The sequence below is a fragment of the Neobacillus sp. DY30 genome, from assembly GCF_030123065.1.
Lineage (GTDB): Bacteria > Bacillota > Bacilli > Bacillales > Cytobacillaceae > Neobacillus.
Genome location: NZ_CP126093.1, coordinates 2042038 through 2064493 on the forward strand (window position 1 = coordinate 2042038; position 22456 = coordinate 2064493).

General features: G+C 36.7%; 20 protein-coding genes. 16 read left to right on the forward strand and 4 right to left on the reverse strand.

What is annotated here, in order from left to right; genetic code table 11:
- Nucleotides 1-87 precede the first annotated feature (87 nt).
- Nucleotides 88-1494 carry a MocR-like pyridoxine biosynthesis transcription factor PdxR gene (pdxR, locus tag QNH29_RS09980; protein WP_283864633.1) on the reverse strand — a complete coding sequence of 469 codons (1407 nt, stop codon included), beginning with the start codon at nucleotides 1492-1494 and terminating at the stop codon, nucleotides 88-90.
- A 150-nt stretch (nucleotides 1495-1644) separates the two neighbouring features.
- Here pdxR and QNH29_RS09985 point away from each other — a divergent pair, with 150 nt between their 5' ends.
- From QNH29_RS09985 to QNH29_RS10030, 10 genes are all read left to right on the forward strand, one after another.
- The gene (locus QNH29_RS09985; RefSeq protein WP_283864634.1) at nucleotides 1645-2172 is read left to right on the forward strand and encodes an ECF transporter S component; all 528 of its coding nucleotides are present in this window, start codon (nucleotides 1645-1647) and stop codon (nucleotides 2170-2172) included.
- A 427-nt stretch (nucleotides 2173-2599) separates the two neighbouring features.
- Nucleotides 2600-3838 (forward strand): Bcr/CflA family multidrug efflux MFS transporter, encoded by a 1239-nt coding sequence (locus tag QNH29_RS09990; RefSeq protein WP_283864635.1) that lies wholly within the window; start codon nucleotides 2600-2602, stop codon nucleotides 3836-3838.
- A gap of 299 nt (nucleotides 3839-4137) precedes the next feature.
- Nucleotides 4138-5097, forward strand: a complete 960-nt coding sequence (gene speB, locus QNH29_RS09995; RefSeq protein ID WP_283864636.1) for an agmatinase — start codon at nucleotides 4138-4140, stop codon at nucleotides 5095-5097.
- Nucleotides 5098-5113: 16 nt separating this feature from the next.
- Nucleotides 5114-6469, forward strand: coding sequence for an APC family permease (locus QNH29_RS10000; RefSeq protein ID WP_283864637.1), 1356 nt, complete (start codon nucleotides 5114-5116; stop codon nucleotides 6467-6469).
- A 22-nt stretch (nucleotides 6470-6491) separates the two neighbouring features.
- Nucleotides 6492-8114, forward strand: a complete 1623-nt coding sequence (locus QNH29_RS10005; RefSeq protein ID WP_283864638.1) for an amidohydrolase — start codon at nucleotides 6492-6494, stop codon at nucleotides 8112-8114.
- 121 nt (nucleotides 8115-8235) lie between these two features.
- On the forward strand, nucleotides 8236-8817 hold the full coding sequence (locus tag QNH29_RS10010; RefSeq protein ID WP_283864639.1) for a TetR/AcrR family transcriptional regulator: 582 nt from the start codon (nucleotides 8236-8238) through the stop codon (nucleotides 8815-8817).
- Nucleotides 8818-9232: 415 nt separating this feature from the next.
- Nucleotides 9233-9571: a YolD-like family protein gene (locus QNH29_RS10015; RefSeq protein WP_283864640.1), complete on the forward strand. Its 339-nt coding sequence runs from the start codon at nucleotides 9233-9235 to the stop codon at nucleotides 9569-9571.
- Between the two features lie 291 nt (nucleotides 9572-9862).
- Nucleotides 9863-10087, forward strand: coding sequence for a hypothetical protein (locus QNH29_RS10020; protein ID WP_283864641.1), 225 nt, complete (start codon nucleotides 9863-9865; stop codon nucleotides 10085-10087).
- Between the two features lie 442 nt (nucleotides 10088-10529).
- Nucleotides 10530-11090, forward strand: a complete 561-nt coding sequence (locus tag QNH29_RS10025; protein WP_283864642.1) for an RNA 2'-phosphotransferase — start codon at nucleotides 10530-10532, stop codon at nucleotides 11088-11090.
- 130 nt (nucleotides 11091-11220) lie between these two features.
- A complete protein-coding gene (locus tag QNH29_RS10030; RefSeq protein ID WP_283864643.1) occupies nucleotides 11221-11598 on the forward strand; it encodes an Imm50 family immunity protein in 378 nt (125 codons plus the stop codon).
- A 132-nt stretch (nucleotides 11599-11730) separates the two neighbouring features.
- On the opposite strand, the gene QNH29_RS10035 is transcribed toward QNH29_RS10030, so the two are convergent.
- Nucleotides 11731-12747 carry a DUF3231 family protein gene (locus QNH29_RS10035; protein ID WP_283864644.1) on the reverse strand — a complete coding sequence of 339 codons (1017 nt, stop codon included), beginning with the start codon at nucleotides 12745-12747 and terminating at the stop codon, nucleotides 11731-11733.
- Nucleotides 12748-13053: 306 nt separating this feature from the next.
- A complete protein-coding gene (locus QNH29_RS10040) occupies nucleotides 13054-14271 on the reverse strand; it encodes an IS110 family RNA-guided transposase (protein WP_283862563.1) in 1218 nt (405 codons plus the stop codon).
- Between the two features lie 713 nt (nucleotides 14272-14984).
- Between QNH29_RS10040 and QNH29_RS10045 the strand changes: the two genes are divergently transcribed.
- From QNH29_RS10045 to QNH29_RS10070, 6 genes are all read left to right on the forward strand, one after another.
- On the forward strand, nucleotides 14985-15329 hold the full coding sequence (locus QNH29_RS10045; RefSeq protein WP_283864645.1) for a PadR family transcriptional regulator: 345 nt from the start codon (nucleotides 14985-14987) through the stop codon (nucleotides 15327-15329).
- Nucleotides 15320-16588, forward strand: coding sequence for an FtsW/RodA/SpoVE family cell cycle protein (locus QNH29_RS10050; RefSeq protein WP_283864646.1), 1269 nt, complete (start codon nucleotides 15320-15322; stop codon nucleotides 16586-16588). Before QNH29_RS10045 ends, QNH29_RS10050 begins: the two co-directional genes overlap by 10 nt.
- A gap of 271 nt (nucleotides 16589-16859) precedes the next feature.
- Nucleotides 16860-17159: a hypothetical protein gene (locus QNH29_RS10055; protein WP_283864647.1), complete on the forward strand. Its 300-nt coding sequence runs from the start codon at nucleotides 16860-16862 to the stop codon at nucleotides 17157-17159.
- Nucleotides 17160-17590: 431 nt separating this feature from the next.
- Nucleotides 17591-18886, forward strand: a complete 1296-nt coding sequence (locus QNH29_RS10060) for an IS110 family RNA-guided transposase (protein WP_283864648.1) — start codon at nucleotides 17591-17593, stop codon at nucleotides 18884-18886.
- Nucleotides 18887-19825: 939 nt separating this feature from the next.
- On the forward strand, nucleotides 19826-20356 hold the full coding sequence (locus QNH29_RS10065) for a hypothetical protein (protein WP_283864649.1): 531 nt from the start codon (nucleotides 19826-19828) through the stop codon (nucleotides 20354-20356).
- A gap of 145 nt (nucleotides 20357-20501) precedes the next feature.
- Entirely contained in the window at nucleotides 20502-21065 is a 564-nt protein-coding gene (locus tag QNH29_RS10070; RefSeq protein ID WP_283864650.1) for a DMP19 family protein, read from the forward strand.
- A gap of 72 nt (nucleotides 21066-21137) precedes the next feature.
- Here QNH29_RS10070 and QNH29_RS10075 read toward each other — a convergent pair whose 3' ends face one another.
- Nucleotides 21138-21977 carry a tyrosine-type recombinase/integrase gene (locus QNH29_RS10075; RefSeq protein ID WP_283864651.1) on the reverse strand — a complete coding sequence of 280 codons (840 nt, stop codon included), beginning with the start codon at nucleotides 21975-21977 and terminating at the stop codon, nucleotides 21138-21140.
- Nucleotides 21978-22456 lie beyond the last annotated feature (479 nt).

The window sequence follows — 22456 nt, forward strand, 5'->3', positions numbered from 1 at the left end:
TTAAGGAGCCTGTAACTTGTCGAAATAGACAAGCGACAGGCTCTTCCTTTTTAAACATTTATAATGGTCCTATCTCTTTATTTAACATCAGAGTTTATTTTTTGCTATTCCCCAGCATTGCATTAATTGGTGAATGCCTTCCTCCATTTTCTCTAATGGGATGCCGCCAAACCCTAACAGAAATGTTGGATACTTATATTCTATTGGCTTTAACAGGTAATCAGTTACAGGGTAAATGGCGATAGAGTTTTCTTCCGCGATTTTTTTTAACTTCTCTTCACTTATTGCCAGGGGAAGGGAAATTAAAACGTGCATCCCGGCCTGGTCTCCAGTGATGATGACCTCTGGATAATAGGTTTTAAAGGTATGGGTCAGTTTATCAAGTTTTTTTCGGTAAATTTTCCGCATCCGGTTTAAGTGTTTAGAGAAATAGCCGTCTCTCATGAACCTGGCTACTATATGCTGGTCAAATCTCGGGACAGTCGCTGAATAATAACTGAATGTTTCCTTATATTTTTTCAGTAATGTTGAAGGCAAAACAAAATAAGCTACTCGTAATGACGGCATTAATGACTTGGTAAACGTACTCAGATAAATGACCTTGTTGTTTTGGTCCATCCCTTGCAATGCGGGAATGGGTTTTCCGGTGTAACGGAATTCACTGTCATAATCGTCTTCAATGATGTAGCGGTTCTCAGCTTTTACTGCCCAATGCAATAGCTGCGTTCTTCTTGTTGCAGTAAGGACCGCACCGGTTGGAAATTGATGGGAAGGCGTAATGTAAACCACATTCGCATTTGTTTTTTCAAGTTCATCCACAATCAATCCATCTTCATCAACTGGAATCGGGATCGCTTTGTTTTGCAGTTGAGTTCTTGGTATTGCCGAATAGCCGGGATTCTCTAGGGCGAATTTTGAATCACTTTTAAGCAGTCTTAAAATCATCGGAAGGAGTTGTTCCGTTCCCGAACCAATCACAATTTGCTTCGGTTTACACACAATTCCCCGTGATTGATAAAGGTATTTTGCTATTTCAGTCCTTAATGTGTATTCCCCTTGCGGTTCCCCAACCTGTAATAAATTCTTTGATGGAAGATCATATAAATCTTTTGCATATCTTCTCCACTGTGAAAATGGAAAGGAATCTGTATCGATCTTACCCGGGTGAAAGTCAAAGCGGAACGATTTTTCTTCTGCTTCCTCTACAGGCAGCTCTGCCTGTTCTGTTTCGATATAAGGTAATTCATTAATATCCTCTACAAAAAAACCAATCCGCGGTTTTGACACAATAAAGCCCTCTGCAATCAGCTGGGCATAGGCAACTTCAATGGTTGTTTGGCTTATATTTAAAAAATCGGCCAATTTTTTTTTGGAGGGCAGTTTCGTACCAACTTCAAGTTGTTTGCACATAATGGCCGTTTTTATACCAGTATATAGCTGTTCATACAAGGGTTTTGTTATGTTTTTATTCAATTCAAACATAAGCATATCCATTCGGGCCCTCTCCTCTCTGACCATGTTAATTTTTTAAAATGTGACACTTTTTATATTGTCAGATTTTATTATACTAGTAATCATTAGAGAAGAGGAGATTCTTTTTTATTAACTAGAATACTAACACTTCAAATGAAGAGGGGGATTTACATGTTCTCGATAGAACAAAACAAAACGAGAACCCTGGTTCTCAATGCACTATTTATTACTTTAACGTTTTTGGCCACAATGTTTATCAACATTAGGCTTCCGCTGATGGGAAATGGGGGTCTCATCCATTTGGGCAATGTGCCGCTTTTGATTGCCGCATTTGTTTTTGGCAAAAAAACAGGTGCGATAGCAGGTGCCTTCGGAATGGCTCTGTTTGATATTATTTCAGGGTGGACATTATGGGCTCCGTTTACGTTTGTTATCGTTGGTGCAATGGGCTATGTAGCGGGTTCTATTGCTGAAAAGATGCCAGGAAAAAAGGTATTCGTTCATCTGCTGGCAGTTGCTGCTGCCCTGATTATTAAAGTTATCGGCTACTATTTTACAGAAGTCGTGCTTTATGGAAACTGGATCCAGCCGTTCGGTTCCATCCCAGGTAACATCATGCAGCTCGTCATCGCCGGCATGATAGTGGTGCCACTTGCAAATGGGTTTAAGAAAAGGGTTGGGCGTACGAATTCAATATAGCTTTGAAGAGGGTGGGACAAAACCCTCTTCTAAGATGAAAAAAGCCGGTGAAATTTCACCGGCTTTTATTATTTTTCGATGAAAATAAAGGCAACTTGCTCTTTATATAGTGTATTGAAAAACTCTACGTATGCTAGTGCTTCTGTTGATGATTAACGGTTGGAAATATGAAGGAGTCATTTTAGAAAAAGAAATCATAGAGTATCATTTAAAGAGCAGGATCATCCTACTCTTATTAATATTTAATATTTAATATTTAAATCTATCTCAAAAAATCCTCATAGTAATATTTCGCTTGACGAAGTAATTTGTCCTGTGTTATTTTTGTATGCATGTTGATTCTAACCCCAGTAATTAACAAATTTATTTTTCTAATGATAGTTAACTAATTTAAAAATAAAATCTTTTATAAAAAGGAGAGTAATAGTTGAATACTTTAACAGGCGCGAAACGATTACAACTTGCTTTACTATTAGGGTCACTCGGTCTTTTAGGACCTTTTACGATCGATACGTACTTGCCATCATTTCCTACGATTGTGAAAGACTATGATACAACGGCATCTCTCGTTCAAGTTAGTTTAACGACTTGCCTGCTTGGATTAGGATTGGGTCAATTAATTATTGGACCAATGAGTGATGTGCAAGGCCGCCGCAAACCACTCAGGACTTTCCTCATGCTGTATTTAATAGCTTCTATCATTTGTGCATTTGCACCCAATATTTACACTTTTATTGGTGCCCGTTTCATTCAAGGCTTTGCGGCAGCAGGTGGTCTCGTTATTTCTAGGGCAATCGTTCGCGATCTCTACAGTGGAAGAGAACTGACTAAGTTTTTCTCTTTATTGATGTTAGTGGGTAATCTCGGACCAATCGTGGCACCGATTGCGGGAGCCATCATCCTGGCGTTTACAGACTGGTCAGGAGTTTTTCTAGTTTTATCTTGTATTGGAATTGTCTTAGTTTTAATGGTTTCATGGAAACTAAAGGAAACCTTACCTGAGGAAAAGCGTGTCCCAAGTGATTTTTCACAGGTCGTAAAGAATTTTGGTTCCTTGTTCAGGGATCGAGAGTTTACAGGCTATGCCTTTACTCAAGGATTAATCGTTGCAGGGATCTTTGCTTATGTCTCAGGTATTCCTTTTGTTTATCAAAATATTTACGGTGTATCTCCGCAAGTATTCAGTCTATTATTTGGAGTGAATGGTGTTGCACTGATTATTGGAAGTCAATTGGTTGGACGTTTAGCAGATTATATATCTGAAACGACCTTCTTAAAGATGGGGTTATTTACGGCTAACATATCCGGTGTTGTGTTACTTGCAGCTCTTCTATTGAAGGCGCCGCTAATTGCCGTTGCGATTCCTATCTTCTTGTTTATTGGCTCATTAGCCGTTATTTCTTCAACTTCGTTCACATTAGCGATGGAGAAACAAGGCCATATAGCAGGAAGCGCCTCTGCGCTTTTAGGCCTTTTGCCATTTGTTCTGGGGTCATTAACGGCTCCACTTGTTGGAATAGCAGGAGAGTATACAGCCATTCCAATGGGGGTTATAATGTTTGCAACTAGCTTTATCGCTTTATTGATTTATTTTGGTGTGGTTAGAAAATCCTTTAAGGTTCAGCCAAGAAGAAAGCTGAAGGGGAATTTTCAAATTAAGGGATAATAGCAAACGCCTGACTGATTTCGTCAGGCGTTTTCTTTATTGAATTTTTTAAATCAAAAATGGATTTGCTCAGTTGCTCTCTACTTCCTTTTTGACGTCCCGAAGAGGATTCGAACCTCCGACCATGATGTTTTTCTTAATATTGTATTGGAAAATAAAAAACTCTTTGGGTATTTTATATAATTTTGAAAAGGCAAGAAAATCTTATGAATAGTTTGACTATTTAGTTAATGGCAATTATAATTTAATTAAACTAACTACCGGTAGTTAATATTTATAAACTAAGGAGACGATTGACCATGAAATATCCATTATCGGATGATGTAAAACCAGAATTTTGTACAACAGGAACATTTATGCGGTTGCCATCTTCAAGTGAAAATGCAAAATTAGCTATAGTTGGGATGCCTTTTGATACCGCTGCTTCTTTCCGTGTGGGGGCGCGTTTTGCACCCCAAGCCATTCGTCAAGCATCCATGACACTTTTTCCTTATCATCCCATTCACAAGGTCTATCCATTTGAGGATACTAAAGCAATTGACATTGGCGATGTTTCTGTAATACCTCATAATATCCATCGTAGCTATCAATTAATTGAAGATACGATATTTGAGTTAATGAACCAAGATATTATTCCAATCGGACTTGGGGGCGATCATTCCGTAACGCTGGCAAATCTTCGCGCTGCGGCTAAAAAATACGGACCCGTGGCGATGATACATTTTGATTCCCATACGGATACATGGGACACCTATTATGATGAAAAATATTGGCATGGTTCACCATTTATCCGTGCCTATGAGGAAGGGTTATTAATTCCCGATAAAGTATTCCAAATAGGGATAAGAGGAACATTGAACCATCCAGGTGATTTAGAGGCAAGTTATGACTTGGGGTACAATGTCATTACCACTCCTGAGATTCATGAACGAGGATTTGCTGATATCTTGCGGGAAATGAAGGAAGTAATTAGTGACACACCGTGTTTCTTAACCTTCGATATTGATTTTGTCGATCCATCTTGTGCACCGGGAACCGGAACACTTGAAGTAGGAGGCTATAATAGTCTGGAAACTCTGAAAATGATTCGCTCCTTAACAGATTTCAATTTTATCGGGTTTGATTTAGTTGAGGTATTGCCATCCTATGACCCTGCACAAATTACCTCGTTGCTTGCCGCAACACTGGTCCATGATTTTGCTAGTTTAGCAGCTTTGAAAATCAAAAAAGAAATAAAAATAGTAACAAATAATTATTGAGAGGGTTGGTATATGGATGAATAAATCCCCTGAGCTGAAACGAACACTTTCATTAGGTCATGTTATTTTGTTCGGTCTATCTTTTATGGCTCCCATTACAGTATTTACTACTTATGGTATTGCAATTGGAAGCACACATGGCATGATTCCCACTGCATATATCATTTCTTTGGGTGTCATGTTACTGACAGCTTACAGCTATGGGAAAATGGTCAAAGAATTTCCAACAACCGGTTCGGCCTATGCCTATGTTCAAAAAGGAATCAATCCATCCATGGGATTTCTAGTCGGGTGGGTGATTCTGCTGGATTATTTACTAAGCCCGATGATTAGTGCCTTGCTATTTGGTATTTTTATAAATGCGTATTTACCTATGATTCCAATGCCAGTTTGTATCATTGGCTTCATTCTCATCATTACTGTCATTAATATTCTGGGAATTAAGTTTGCGACTAATGTAAGCTCTGTTTTGCTAGCTTTTCAAATCCTATTCATTGTTACCTTTTGCATTTTCAGTATAAAGGGGCTTATCGATGGAAAGGGAACAGGAGATTTATTGTCAATTACCCCATTTTTTGATGCTAATGTTGAGTTTTCTAGTATTTTATCGATTGTTCCACTGCTTTGCTTTAGCTTTTTAGGTTTTGATGCCGTGACAACATTAGCGGAAGAAACGAAAGACCCTAAGAGAACATTGCCGCGAGCCATTTACCTAATTACGTTTATCGGAGGCATACTATTTGTCGCTTCAACCTATTTTGCCCAATCAATTTACCCGAATTTTGCGTCTTTTAATGACCCTGAATCCGCTGCAGTCGATATTCTAATTTATGCTGGTGGCAATTTCTTAAATGCTTTCTTCCTTAGTGTCACTATTACGGCTGCCATTTCATCGGCTGTTGCATCAGGTGGAAGCGGTTCCAGAGTTTTATTTGCAATGGGCAGGGAAAATATTTTGCCGAGTAGGATTTTTGGTTATTTATCACCAAAATATAGAACCCCAGTCTTTAATATCTTTATTATTGCTCTCATTGCCTTATCAGCGCTCTTTTTAGATTTAAATACAGCTGCGGCTTTCATAAACTACGGAGCCCTGTTTGCTTTTACCTTTGTTAATCTTTCCGTGATGGTTCATTTTGTTGGCAGGAAAAAACAGCGGACATTCAAAGATATCCTTTTTTATTTTATTATTCCTTTGTTTGGTGCATCTATCACCGCCCTATTTTGGTCGAAACTGGATATCCATTCGATGGTATTAGGGAGCCTTTGGCTGCTAATCGGCTTTAGTTATCTTGTTTATTTAACAAAGTTTTTCCGTCAGAAGCCGCCTGAGTTGGACTTTGATGAATCACAGATTGATATGTCAGTATAAAAAATAAAGATTGGAGATTAGTATGAAAGCGGATATTATTTTAACTAGCAAGGCGGTGTTTACTGGATTAGAGGAGGTACCAAAACCAGCAGCTATCGCTATTTCAGAGAATCGAATTATCGCAGTTACATCTATAGAAGAAATGGATTCCTATATTGGTGAGCGTACCTTAATTTACAATTATGAGAATCAACTAATCATCCCTGGTTTTCATGATTTTCATGTCCATGCCATGATGGGAGGTCTTTCTCTAGAAAGTCTGAACCTATTTGAGGCGCGTTCAGAAAGAGAAGCAGTTGAAATGGTTAAACGATATGCTGCATCTAAAGGTCCAGAGGAATGGATTATTGGTTTTATGTGGGATTCCAGCTACTGGGACGAAAAAAAGTTTCCCAATCGGCATTCTTTAGACCAGGCTATTCCAGACAGACCTGTTGTCCTATTCCATGCAGAAGGACATTATACATGGGTGAATTCAAAAGCGTTGGAGATTGCATCCATTTATAAGCATACCCCCAATCCCCCGAACGGAATTATTGAGAAAGATGCGAATGGGGAACTTTCAGGCATCCTAATTGAAGAAGCTTCTTCACTTATTACCATGTATGCCTATGATTTCTCACAAGAGAAAAAGAAACAGTTTTTTAAAAACTTTTTACATGAGGCGGCCCGGTTGGGTGTAACCTCAGTAAATAATTTATTTGGAACAGAAACATTAAGTAAACTAGATGATTTTGAGCTTTTCCGTGAATTTGAATCCGCAGATGAACTTACGGTACGAATGCATCTTTTTCCAGCCTTGAATGGGAATATAGAAGAGGCAATCGAACTACGTGAAAAATATCAATCTAGTAAATTGCGGGTAGCAGGACTTAAACAGTTTATTGATGGGGTCATCACTAGCAGAACAGCTTTTTTGCTTGATCCATATTCGGACAAGACTGATACTTTCGGGATGCCTGCGCATAGCTTCGAGGAGGTTTTTAAATGGGTAGAGGAAGCGGACCGTCATGGATTTAGCATTCGTTTTCATGCGATTGGGGACGCAGCTATCCGATTTGCACTTGATGCCTATGAAAATGCCCAACAAAAGAATGGTATACGTGACTCCAGGCATTCGATTGAACATATTGAAGTGATTCATCCAAAAGATATCTCTCGGTTTGCAGAGCTAAATGTGATTGCTTCGATGCAGCCTGATCACATTGCCTTGTCTGAAAGGGATACCTATACCGAACGGATTGGTAAGCAACGTGAAAAATATGTGTTTATGATTAATACGTTAAAAAATGCTGGAGCAAAATTGGCTTTCGGATCAGATTTTCCAATTGACTCCTTAAATCCATTACGGCAAATTTATCGGGCAGTAACCCGGATTGACAGCAGCGATAAGGATGTTTGGAATCCAGATGAACGAATTACCGTTTCGGATGCTATTAAAGCGTATACATCGGGTTCTGCCTATGGAACATTTAGGGAACATGAGTTGGGAACCATTGAAGAAGGCAAGCTGGCGGATTTAGCTGTGCTAGATCGAAACTTATTCGAGATTCCAGCTGTGGAAATCTTAAAAGCAAAAGTTCAATTAACCTTAAGTGATGGAAAAATTGTTTATTCCGATCAACCGGTTATAGTAAAAAAATAATAATTAGTTGAAAAGCCCTGTTGATTATGAAAGCAGGGCTATTTTTATTGGTATTTTTAGACTTAACGGGGAATTCATTATATAATTTAATGAATGATAGGTAGTTTTGGAGGATATTCGGATGACAAAGGATAAGATAATCGCAGCGGCAATGGCGCTTTTTGCGAAAAATGGATATGAAGGAACCGCTTTATCTGACATTGCAAAGGAAGTTGGCATCCGCAAACCATCCATTTATAATCATTTTAAAAGTAAAGAAGAGATCTTCTTAAAGATTTACGAGGATATATTATGGTTGCATGTTAAAAAAATAGAGAAGCTAATGGACGAGATTAAAGACCATCCTCCAAAAGATCAGCTTTATCAAATTCTTATGCTTACATGTCAGTATTATCTTGATTACCAGGAGCAGTCCACTTTCCTGAATAGGGCTACTTTTTTCGCTCCAGAAGGGTTAAAGGAAGAAATACAAAACCAATTTATGGCTGCAGAAGAGAAAATGTCCGAGATTTTAAGGAAAATTCTGAATGAGGGAATGGAAAGCAAGGAAATTCGAGAAGGGAACATAGAAGATTTTATCATGTCCTTTTATTGTTTAATTGATGGAATCTTTATTGAATTTTCCTATTATGGTGCGGAAAAAATGATTCCAAGAATCCCGAACATTTGGAAGAACTTTTGGTACGGATTAAAGAATGATTAATGAGCGCACCGATGTTAGATTCATACCTGAATGAATTTAAATATTATGCCGGAAACTTAGCTGTTTCATAAATACAACTATTACAAATAAAACAGAAAAAACCCTTGCTAAGCAAGGGTTTTTGTACGTCCCGAAGAGGATTCGAACCTCCGACCTACAGTTTAGGAAACTGTCCGTTATGGTCCGGTGAGCTACTCGTTATGTAAAACGCTTATGTCATCGCATTGTCAGCGGATTGATTGACCGATAGTGTCGACGTAAGTCCTACGGCTTTTTATTTTGTAACCTACATACGTATTTTGCCGAATAGTCAGCGAATTGTCAATACACGTCGTTTTGTACGTTTTTATTTTGTTTACATACGGAACGTTTGTTCGTATATAATAGTAATATTAAAACGAAGGAGTGATTCGATATGGCAATACGCGATAGGGGAAAAATCAAGTGGAATCCCGCATCATTTATGCCTGAAGGCTTCGCTATGACTCGCGAAATGTATAAGGACCAAATGCGCCAGGCTAAGCCGATACTGGACGAATATCAGACGGAGGAGTTCGACCTGCGCATTAAGTACGCAATGGAATACAGACATGCGGTAAAGATATCGGTATGGTGTGACGGTTTCATAACGGACTATACTGGCGGCATACAGCGCGTGGAACCTATTACGCATGAGCTGCGCCTTGAAGTTAATCCAGGCGAATATGAGCGCATCGCTTTCGATGATGTTACCGCAGTGAAGGTCGTAGATTGAGCGAAATAAAAAAGAGGATTACCCACGCAGGGTAATCCTCCTATGTTCTATAGAGAAGTTGGGCAACCAAAAAAAGTCAGGTCGGGTTCGAGATTCGGAGTTGTACTATTATTAACGAATTGTAAAATAACAAAGGTAATCAATTGATCGGCAGTTGGAGAAGGGTTGTTTCTGAGTGTTAATGAAAATTGTCTCGGAGTGGTTTCACCCGATACTAGACCCATTCCAGACATAATGACTTGACAAGAAGCATTTTCTTGGAAACAGATAACATTTTGAAAGCTTGTCGCAGTGAATGTGAAATTTCTAGGCGGAATCACGCCACTCGTATCGGTAAATGTTGCGGAAAATGTGGAGAAGTCAAGCCTATCTACACAAGCGTCAACGTTTATTGTAAGATTTCCGCTTCTTGTCACATTATCTGCGAAAGTCATATTAATTGTACCGATTGTTGAGGTAATAGGCGTTGAACGTACGCCACAAGAACATCTAATTCCCATCGTTACACATCCTTAACTATTAATTTACTTCTATTGTATTTTTACTTGGAGAAGCCCGTGTGTGTTAACGTCATTACAACGATACCTACCGGGGGTATATAATAAACTACGTGGAACAGTCGGTAGACCGCCAAAGAAAAATGAAATTTAACTTTAATAATGTAATTTCTAATTTAAACACTTCCTAGCTGTAATAAGGTGCTTAGGAGGTGTTTTATTATTTTGTGAGTTATTTCAAGATTTTCAATATAAGAAGAGGTGGACAGTAATGAAAAACTTATTAAAAATAACAGAAGTTGCATTATCTTAACTGATTGGGAATTGTATAAATTATCAGATAAAATATGTGTGTGGTGGGAGGGATTATGAGTGGTAGACCAGAAAGAAATATAAAAAATTAATTAAATCCTAATGGAGGCATATTTTTAATTAATTGATTTACTAAAGGGGGAGAATCCTTGTACGATAAGAAAAAAAGAGACAAATTAAGTAAATTTATGAGCTATATTCTAAGACACAATCCAGCTGAATTTGGGCTAACACATGATTTTGAAGGATTTGTTCCACTTGTAGAATTTATTAGTGCCGTTCAAAAAGAAAAGCAATGGGAGGATATTAATCAGGAGGTAATTGAACAGGTTGTCCGTGAATGTGAAAAGCAGAGATATGAAATCGTTGGAGCAAACATCCGTGCGAGATATGGGCACAGCAAGACAAATGTTTCATATCATCCAAGCGTGCCACCGAATATTTTGTATCACGGTACTAACAGTAATGCTATCTCTGATATCCTTCGAACAGGAGTACAGCCTATGAATAGGCAATATGTGCATCTCTCGGAAACAACTAAATTTGCCTCACTCGCTGGCAAACGTCGAGGTGAGTTGGTGCTGGTTGTAGTAGATGCTCAAAGGGCTCACAATGCGGGAGTGAAGTTTTATCCTGCAGGAGGTGAGGTGTGGCTTAGCGAAGCTATTCCTCCGCAATTTATCAAATATAATAAGCAGGACCAGTTGTAAAAGGACATTTTTATGTCATCCTCTGGGAAATATTAGATCAGCCTTCTTCAAGTAACGGGGCAGTTTAGCCGAAGAAGGAATGGTAAAATAGAATAAACAAATTGAGTGTAATTTATGGGGGCTGAAGAATATGTGGAATGATTATTTTAGTGATGACAAATTCATCTCAATGATATACACCAATATACCTCCTTTGATAAACCTTCGAATTGAAAAGATTGAAATTTCCCGTGAAGGAGATAGGATAACAATAGGTTTTGATTTGCCTACTTTCCCAGATAAACCACCAAAAAAGTGGCTTGAAAGAGGCTATTCAACTGCTTTTATTGAAATAGACTTCTTTGACATAAAAGAAGTTAATATAAAATCAATTGAAAATACATATAGAGGCGATATTGAAATCAAAAAAGATGTTGAAACCGATATTTTTATCGTCAAAATAATCGGTACAGTTGAAACATTAATAAAAGCAGGTGCTGGTATTATTCAATCTGTTAAAGGATATTAAATTTTTCTTGTTGGACTAACGGGTCAGTTTAGTTGAACAAGTAGATGTGATTTTATGTTGTCTTTGAATCATGAAGTGCTTAACATTAAAAAGCTAGGAATCGTTCCTAGCGTCCAGTTTCTGAAATATTATTTATTTCCCTTTTCCGTTGGCAAGCGATTCTCGGTCACTTGCTGTTGGAGGCTGCTCTAACCATCCATTTTTTATCATTAGGTTTGCTCCGTCTTCTCCAAATTTTAAAAGTTCTAAAATTAGTCGTAAGTAATCGGCACCTATATCTCTTCTTGAATTGACACTCATAGCAGAGCCGTAAAATGATAGGGATAATTGTGTAGACAATTGAATTTGGTACATCATATATTTATCTGAAAAGGTCATAGAAGTAGAATTTGTGATCATCGATTGCCAAGAAATAGGTGAATTTAATTTATCTTCCTTAAACACCGAGTCAAATATTTTTATGTGTTTATTGGCAATTTCAAGTCCCCTCATGAAATGTTGACGAATCTCTTTTGATTGGGTTACTTGAATGAATCCCACTTTTAAAGCAGCATGTAGATGCATTTTTAGCATATTGAAACTAATATCTCCAATTTCAATAGCATTCAGCGGACGACGATCTCCCAACCATCCCGTTAAAAAACTTTGATGCTTTACAAAATCAATTGAATCGGGTGGTGAAATAATAGGAGGTCGTGTAAAAAGTCCTTTTGAAAGCATCAAATCAATGGATTGATCAAAAAGCTCCATCGTTTCGGACATGCAGGTTATGTAATACTTCCGCAAGTCAGAACGAATTGAATTACTAACAGACAAAGCATATCCAGTCATCCCTTGCAAAGTCATGATATAAATATAATTTAGGTAGAAAGGGTCTTGAAAAAGACGAGGTGCGTGGATGTTTACGTCGTCTTCTTCCGTAAACCCAAGTGGAATAGGGTAATTTTCTTTCGACATGAATTCTGTAATTTTTTTGACATGCTTTTTGGATAATTCAAGGGAAGTTTGGTAGATCGATTTGACTTCATGATCTTCGATATGTTCGAGTGCATAACGAAAGAAACAAATGGACATTGTCTCAAAAATGTATTGAGTCCAAAGGCTTGCAATTTCTGGAGCAGTTAATCGAATTGGGTTATTTGTCTTCAAGATTTATCCTCCAATAAGCGAAATTCTAAAGTGTTTTTATTGTTCTCTCAGAGAATGAAAAATATGTTAAAAATCGGAAAACTTCAACCATCATATTTCTATTGTGAAAAATTGTACTTAAGCTAACGGGTGCAATAGTTAAAGATAATGATCGCTGCTGGGGCGGTCTTTTTTCTTATTGTACTACCATGAAAATTAACTTCTGTTAGAACCGAAAAATGGCAATACTTAAATAAACGCAGCTCATTCATCTTTTTAAAAGGGGAGAGCGTCTGATCTTTGGCGGTTATATACTTGTTTAATGGATTAGGAAGCTTCTGTTATTGTAACCGAATAGCCTAAGTTTTCTAGCCTACGAACCGAATGGCGTACAATAGATACCTGTCTTTGTTTATCAAAGTAGTCTTCGCCTAAGTCTACATACATTTCTTTTCTAATTAACAGGTAATATGCAATCCGCAATATTGCATGTGCAACTACTATTGCTGCTCTTTTGTTTCCTTTTCGTCCTGCTGTTCGTCGATATAGTGCACCTAGATAGTTTTTAGAACCTCTCACTGATTGAGCTGCTTCAGTTAATGCTGATCTTAAATACTTATTTCCTTTTTTCGATCTAGTTGATTTTCTTTTTCCAGCACTTTCGTTATGTCCAGGTACGAGAGCTGCCCACGAACAAAGATGTGCCGCAGTTGGAAATTGTTTTTTAACATCAGTACCGATTTCAGCTAGAATTTGTTCAGCCATTCTTCTGGCGATTCCAGGTATCGAATCTAGTCTTTCAATATCTTCTTCATAAGTGCTAACTCGTTCGGCTATTTCTTGATCTAGCATTTCAATTTGCTCAGTTAGAAAATCAATGTGGGTTAAAATCGTCTTGAGCATTAAGCGTTGATGTGGGTTTACATAGCCCTGAAGTGCTAATTCAAGTTGTTCTTTTTTCTTTTTCATTGTACGACGAGCGAAGTTTGCTAGTTTCTCAGGATCATCTTCGCCATCAGCGATAGCTCGAAGCATATCCTTTGAGGAAACCCCCATAATATCAGAAACGACAGAGCCTAGTTTGATGTTGGCTCCTTCTAAAACTTTTTGAATCCGATTATGTTGTCTTGCACGTTCTTCTATAATACTACGGCGATAACGAACAAGTTCTCGCAGCTCTCTTTGAGTTCGATTTGGAATGAAACTCGCTTTGAGTAGACCATGGCGAAGAAGTTGTGCAATCCATTCGGCATCTTTAACGTCGGTCTTACGACCTGGGAGTGCCTTCATGTGTTGGGCGTTTACAACTAGAAACTCAATCCCTTCAGATTCTAGTAAGTTGACTATAGGTTTCCAATAAACACTCGTGCTTTCCATTGCTACATGTGTACAACCATGTTCTTTAACCCAGTCGATTAACTTGAGTAGAAAAACTGTTTTAGTAGAAAACGTTTGAATCTCCTTTCCATCAGGTGTCATAATACACGCAGTGATATTATCTTTATGAACATCCATACCACATGCTCTTTCAATGATTACATCCATTGAAATTCTTCCTTTCTAGGCTTATAAATTGGAGGCTGGTGCAACAATCAGAATAAGGATTAATCTACCATGAGTGCTTCCCGTAAGGGAGCGACAGTTTGTGGTGCACCGTGGTCGTTGGAGTCAGACTAACGGATGGGCTCTATGGCACCATAGTACATCGACCTTCCTCTCCAGCCTTAGGACAAGTATGGACGGATTCAATACATTTTCATTCTTTGTGATGAAGAGCTGTTTTTTAGTGATTCATGGATGGCTAACGGGACAGTTTAATAGAATAAAGAGTTTTACCATAACTAGGTTAATAACATTAAGGATTATCATATGGGGAATATAAATTTGTTGGAGATAAGATTAAAAGTATTTCAGCTTTAGCTTGGAATCCTTTTTAAAGTATAATTTATTCGTTTATTGAAGTATTCGTAAAACCGCACTTATTTAATAATACAAATAAATTTAATATCAGTTTCATCTTATTCCCTTTAGTACTTAAGATACTTAAATATAAATATGATACAAGTGGTGTTCACCGATCTGGGAGAATGATTTTTGATAAAGCGGTTAATTTCCTTGTGATTAGAGTAGATTCTACTAAATTATCCTTGTTAGAATCAAAAAGCTGTATCAAAAGAATTGACACACATAAATATGTAATATAACATATACCTATGATTACTATGCATAGAAATAGTATGTATTGGAGGGAGACTGTTATGAAGATTAGTAAAGAGTTGCTAAAAGGTAGTACCACTACTCTTATTTTAAGCCTACTTAATTCAAAACCAATGTATGGCTATGAAATTATTAAAGAGTTGGAAATGAAGTCTGAGGGAATTTTTAGTTTTAAAGAAGGAACGATTTATCCCATCCTGCACACCCTTGAAGATAAAGGACTGATTATTTCTTATTGGGAAGAAGGCCACGGGAAGAGAAAGAGAAAATATTATAATATCAATGGAAAAGGTAAGGAATTTATAAAGGAAAAAAAAGAAGAATGGTCAATCTTTAAGACTGCAGTGGACGAAGTGTTGAAAGGAGAGAAAATCGTATGGGATTAGAAAACGATTTTGAAGTATATATTAAAGAATTGTGTAAACAAATAAGAAATAAAGATGTACACTCTAGTATAAAACTTGAAATAAGTGATCATCTTCAGACACTTAAAGAGGAAGCCTTGCTTGCTGGACTCTCAGAAGAAGAGGCAATCGATCAAGCATTGGCTCGTATGGGAGATGTAAAGTTGCTTGGAAAGCAGCTTAACGAGACCCATAAAGCCCCAATGGATATCAAAACCATACTTCCAGTAATGACAGCTTCACTGTTTGGATTACTAGTAATGTATTATTTACAATTTCATTCTACTTTTACAGAGATTCAGGATATGAAAGTATTTAATAAAAGTCTTATCTTTTACTTGTTAGGAATTCTGCTGATGCTAAGCTTGTCTACGTTTGATTATAGAAAGTTATTAAAGTTCTCCAAACACCTATATGCGGGAACGGTCCTAATTCTATTAATAACTGTTCTTTTTGGTGTTAGAGTCGATGGTGTTCCTTTTTTAATCTTAGGTTTTGCCAATATTAATTTTACCGAGATTACTCCTTTTCTCCTTGTTATGTCCTTTGCTGGAATCTTTCATTCTTGGAATTGGAATGATTCTCGAAAATCTTGGCTTGGAGTAGGTATTCTGGCATTACCTATCTTATTGTTATTAACAACAAGTGCCATAGCAACTTCTATCATTTGTATTATTGGCTGCACAGCCATTATGTTTGGATCTAGAGCCAGTCTTAAACAAGCAATAACATTCGCAGCAGCTGCCTCTATATGGCCAATCTTCAACCTGTTGGTTCTATCTCAAAATTATACATCGATCGATACCAAGGATATTAAAAAATTAGGCGCATCTGATTTTATTGGAAATAGTCTTAATCTAACCCCAAATTTAATTTCTGAAGTACATACAGATTTTATATTCACGTACATCATCTATTCATTTGGCTGGTTAGCCGCGATTATTGCTTTCGTATTGGTTGTGTTTTTTATTTGGAGAATATTGAGTGCTGCGAAAAGCGTTAATTTCATTTATGGTAAAATGCTGGCTATAGGGTTGGCAGTAACCTTTGCTAGCCAATTTATACTAAGCATCCTGACAAACCTGGGCTTATCACCTTTACCTGGTGTAGCCATGCCATTCATGAGCTTTGGAGGCTCACATATATTGTTGGAGATGATTGCAGTAGGTCTGATTTTAAGCATATTCAGAAGACTAAAAGCAGCTGATATACTCTGGTTGGACGTAAAAAATAATACCTAAACTATTATAGTGATATTCCCTTAATTCCCCTCTTCGTAATATAAAAAAGGGGAATTATTTTTTTTCATTTTAGGATGCGTAAATTAGTTTAAGTGTAATAACTTCAAAATATCAAAAAATAACAGATGACTATGCCAATCATTTTTGACCCAGTATAAGTCTACTATGCATTAAAGAATGACTACTTTCTTATTACACATTCCTGCACCTTTACTTCCATAACCGCAGCAATCTATTTATGTATAAAAATTAGTTCTTATACATATTTTTCATGCAATATGTTTCATTCAGTTTAATAAACATACTGCCAAAACATACATTCATTAAATGCCAACAACATAATGGAATTATTCTTATCGTGATTGGTATCATCTTTTTTCTCATTTCAAAGTGGTTATGGAAAAAGGGAGACCCCAAAGAGACCTTTATGGAAGCAATAGGAGATTTAATATCAGATTTAATAGGCTGGCAGTTACCTGTTGTCTTTTCTGGAATAAAAGCGTGGTCATTATTTATATGGTTTATTGGGTTAGTATCAGTATTATTTGGAGTGGTATTGATTATATTCTAATGCAATAACGGGTGCAATAATTTAGGAGAGAATTTCAAGTGAATGACAAAATTATGGAAACATCTATTGCAGAACTATACTCAAGACTTGCGGTAGCCCCTTTATATATTATCCAACTGATATTTTGTATAGGCTACTTAATTTTCACACGAAAAGACAAAGGGATTTTTGTGTTTATATTTAAAATTTATTCCATTTTTATAATTGTTAATTATCTTGTTGCACTTTATTATCGTTTCTTTCACTAACGGGTAGCAAGAGTTAAGGATGGGATCGCTGCGGCGATCTTTTTTCTTGTTGAGCTAACGGGGCAGCATTCCTGTAATGAATGAAAATGAGATTTGAACAAAAAAATAACCTCTTGGTAGAATGAGAGAGTCCTAAGCCGGCAAGCAAAAAGGATAAACTCAATAAAACCAGGAGGATATGAAATGAATTATAACCAAAATGAAAAGATTGCTCAAATTACTTCTCAAACTCTAATTATAGGCGTTGATATCGCGAAATTCAAACATGTGGCACGGGCACAGGACTACAGAGGAATAGAATTCGGATCACCTTGTTATTTTGAGAATACTAAGCAAGGATTTGAAGTGTTTCTCGAGTGGATCTTTCATTTAAAGGAAGATCAGGCCATGGAAAAAGTGATAGTAGGTATGGAACCTACTGGCCACTATTGGCTAAATCTAGCTCATATACTAAAAGAAAATAATATAAAGTTTGTCGCAGTGAACCCGTTACATGTAAAGAAAAGTAAGGAACTTGATGACAACTCACCGACTAAGAACGATGTGAAAGATGCTAAAGTCATCGCACAGCTGGTCAAGGATGGGAGATACGCTGAACCAACGATTCCACAAGGTGTTTATGCAGAACTCCGCGTGGCGAAAAAAATGCGTGATCTCTTAACTGACGACCTTCAAACGGTACAAGGTCAGATTCACAACTGGCTAGATCGCTATTTTCCTGAGTTTTTAACAGTCTTTAAGAGTTGGGAAGGGAAAGCAGCCTTGCAATTTTTAAGGCTAGGAGCCCTACCGTATGAACTAATTCATTTCACGGATCAGTACTTATTGGATCATTTACGAAAAGCAGTTAGTCGGAGTGTAGGACTAAACAAAATACTAGAGTTAAAACAAGCAGCTAGAGAGTCCATCGGACTATGCCAAGGTTCTAATATGGCCAAATTAGAACTAGCGACTCTGCTTGATAAATATGACTTGATACAAGAGAAGTTCGTAGAACTTGATAATAAGATTGATAACCTAATTGAACATATCCCTGGCGTTCAACAAATGTTAGCTATTAAGGGAGTAGGGAGAGATACGGTTGCCGGCTTCTTTGCGGAAGTTGGAAATCTTCAAGACTATAATCACCCTAGACAAATCATAAAGCTAGCTGGATTGAGCTTGAAGGAGAACACCTCTGGCAAGCATAAAGGACAAACAAAAATCACAAAACGAGGTAGGAAGAAGCTGAGGGCTCTCCTCTTCAGGGTTTGTATGATCATGGTCGCGAAGAATTCGGCCTTTAATGCATTGCATACCTATTATACTCAACGCCCGGATAATCCACTCAAGAAAATGCAGTCTCTGATTGCCTTATGCAATAAGTTAATACGTTTATTCTTTGCCATTGGTAAGAAACAATTTGAGTTTAGTGAAGAGCGAATGTTAAAGGATATTCCTCATATGAGAGCAAACATAGAAGTTGAAAAAGCAGCTTAATTCAGTTGAAACAGTAAAGTAGAAAAGAGTTTTAGTTTTAAAAGTCTCGTACATTTGAAGCACGGATTAGTCAGCAAAGCAACTAAACATCGGGCAATGACCCTGTGGGGCAGCATGACTGACATCCACCTCATGGAAAGGTTGGACGAAGGAATTTGAGAGCGAAGACTCTGTGAGACATGGGAGGGTTGACCTCCATGAGATATGTGGACATCCACCAGTGCGATCATATTTTTACTCATTTACCATTTTTTGCAAATGCGTGGCTAAAGAGCAACAGTCTTTTTTTCTTCGAAAGCCCAAATTTATCCTTACGAGATAAATCCAACCATAGTAGCGAGCATTTACTCAAAAATAACATTCTATAAAATACTGAGAAAGCTGGAGAAAACGTGAGTTTTCACTTTGTTTATTGAGGGAGGTTAGTTGAATAAGATGATAGATGTAATCCTTTGGGATTAAATGTTTTGCTTTGTTAGAACGATAAATTAATTGGTATCTATAATGACTAGTTACAAGGAAGTCAATTTTAAGCTTTACTTAATACAAAATGAAGTTTTCTGGAATGATTATTTGCGTTGAGCAATCATAAGAATTAGTTGAGTCTCTACCTTGCTCAAATTTATGAAGAATATCTACTTATTGAGTTAAACGGGAACGTAGAAAAAAGGGATGTGAAATAGAAATGGAGAAAAAATTATTATCTATTGGATTACAAATTTTAGTTTTATATTCGTTTGTATTAATTTGTTTATTTAAATAAAGGTATGGACTTAATTGAAAAAGAATTTGGGAAAAGGGCAATCATTCGTGGGGGGGGATTTATCTTTTTCAACCATCAGATGCCATCAAGGTCATACACAAATGCAAAGAACTTGGACTGAACATACTTGGCTCAATTTATCAGAATATTTAAAATATTCAAAGGGGGAATGATTTTTGAAAAAGAATATTTTTAGTTTTATACTTGTTATTATTTCAATTTTTCTGTTAAGTATTGGGATTTATCAAGGAATTAAAATTCACAAATTAGGAATTAAAAATCACAAATTAGCTTCAAGCTTAGAAGAAAAAGCAATAAAAGAAGTAAAAGCAAAAGCAGAAATAAAAGCACAAAAAAAAGAAATAGCAGAAATTAAACAAAAAGTAGAAGATATGGAATTTGGAGATAAACTTTGGGATATGATTTATAATGCAAAAATTGATGTAATAAAAAATGAAACAACCTTCATAAAAAGTTATACAATGATAAATACCAGTGGTAAAGCATTAAAGGATGTATTTATTGATTATTTTATTTATGATAAAAATGGAGTTAAAATTGCTAAATCAACTATGGTTTATACTGAACATATTGGAATTGGTCAAAAGTTTACAATGACAGCAGATGTAAGTGCAATTCAAGGTAGAGATATTGAATTAAATTATGTAACTTGGGATTATGCCGAAGGAACAGATATTACGAATTAAAATATTGTGAAGTTTTGTACTTAAACTATAGGGTGCGATTGTTCAATAAGAACAGTCGCTTTTCTTGTTCCGCTAACGAGGCAGGTTAGTTGAAGTAGAATTATGGGTAATTGTAGTAAAATGTTTTTATTAGGGGGAATGTGTTGTGAAACATAGAAAAGAAAAAGACCTAGTGACTAATGAAATGACTGAGGATGATATCTGGAACTTTCTTATGAAACATTTAGATGAATATAAATCCCCAACAGAAAACAAAAGAAAAGACCAAATGACTAAGGACGATATCTGGAACGCAGTTATTAAAATGATGGGCAAATATGACTTCCCAACAGAAAACCAAATTGCTAATGAAGTATTTATTGTTTTTAATTACTATTCAGAAATGGAAAGTGGAGGTCACGAAAGTTTGTTCACTTGGTTCTCATGGCATATTGAGAAAGTAGGAATAACCAATTACTTGAAGGAACTTACAGGTATTCTTGAAAAAATTGGTGCTTATGATTATTCAAAAATTGAAAAAGAATATGGTGAAGAATTATGGAAACTATTCAAAGCATTGGAAAATAATGATAATGAAGAAGAGGATTTTTCTAGTATTCTCAGGAAAGCGAATAATGAATATAAAAAACTCGATGGGAAATTGGGTGATTTATTAGAAACTTATTTTGTTAGTATTTATACTGAATTGATTGAAGTAGTTGAAGATTAAGTCGTTCTTCAACAAACGGGTAGCAAGAGTGAAATAAAGCAACGCATTCAAGATGCGCTGCTTTATTCATTTTTAAAAATACTTCATATATAATTGCTGCCTGATGCTTCCGCTTAACTGGGCATATATCCGGGTGGTTTCACTTTTTTCATGACCTAATAGGCTTTGAATAACATCTAGAGGTGCTCCATTATTCAATAAATGGGTTGCATAGCTGTGCCTTAGTTGGTGCGGATGAATTTCTTTGTTAATGCTGGCGCGGTTTGAAATCCGCTTAATAATGTATCGCATCTGGGCAATGCTCATTCGATGAGGATCCCGTTCCGTGACAAAAATAGCAGTGTCCCTGTCTTCGCGATTATCTAGGTATCGTTTTAACCAAATTTCGCTGCGGATATTGAAATAGACCTCCCGTTCCTTATCGCCTTTACCTCTGATAATGGCGGATCGGTTCGACCAATTAATTCTGCCTCTATCTAAGGAAACAATTTCTCCTATTCGGCATCCAGTGGAGAACATGAATTCAAACAGAGCCTTTTCCATTGGGGTGCAGCAGGCTTCCCGTAAATGCTCAATTTCCATTTCGGTCAGAAATTTAGGTATTCTTTTCCCGGTTTTAGGTTCTTTAATTTTAGCTGCTGGGTTTTTGGGGATATGCCCTTCTTCATGAGACCATCGAAATAATGATTTCATAAAACGAATTCGATGAGCCAAACTTGCAGGCTTAAGGCTTTCACTTGATTTTGCTAAATAAGCTTTTAATTGAACCGTAGTGATCGTATCAAGTTGAACATCATTAATAAAGCGTATAAGTAAGCCGGACTGTAGTTTATATGCTTTTAATGTTTGCGGCGAAAATCCTTCAATACGTTTATCAGATTCATACGTTTCCCAAGCTTGTGACAATAACAAGTTCATCTCTCCCTAAAAATTCTATTTTTCAGGAATTATTGACCTGATTCACGAAATTGAAACGGAGGTTCTTATTAAGCTAAAGGTGCAGTTTAGTGGAAGAAGGGATTATAGTAAAATAAGGCTGGTTATTGATAAAAATCTAAGTTATATGACTTATTAGCAACCAGTCGTGATAATATTGGTTATTTAAATCGAAGGTTATTTACATCAAGTTCTACTTACTGGTAAAAAGTGTCCCAAACAACAGTTAGAGCAAAAATATCTGCAAGCAAAAGAGTTAACCTATGAGATAAAAGACCTTCCTAATGTGTTTTGTAGGTTTCACAATTTTGAGCCAATTCCTTATGACTGCGATATAAAAGTCGAGTTTGTTATTGATACCATATAGATAGAGTTTATTCACCTTCTTATTAAGCTAACGAAACCGTATAGCAAGACAACAGACACCTAAAATAGGTGTATTTTTTATGGAAGTA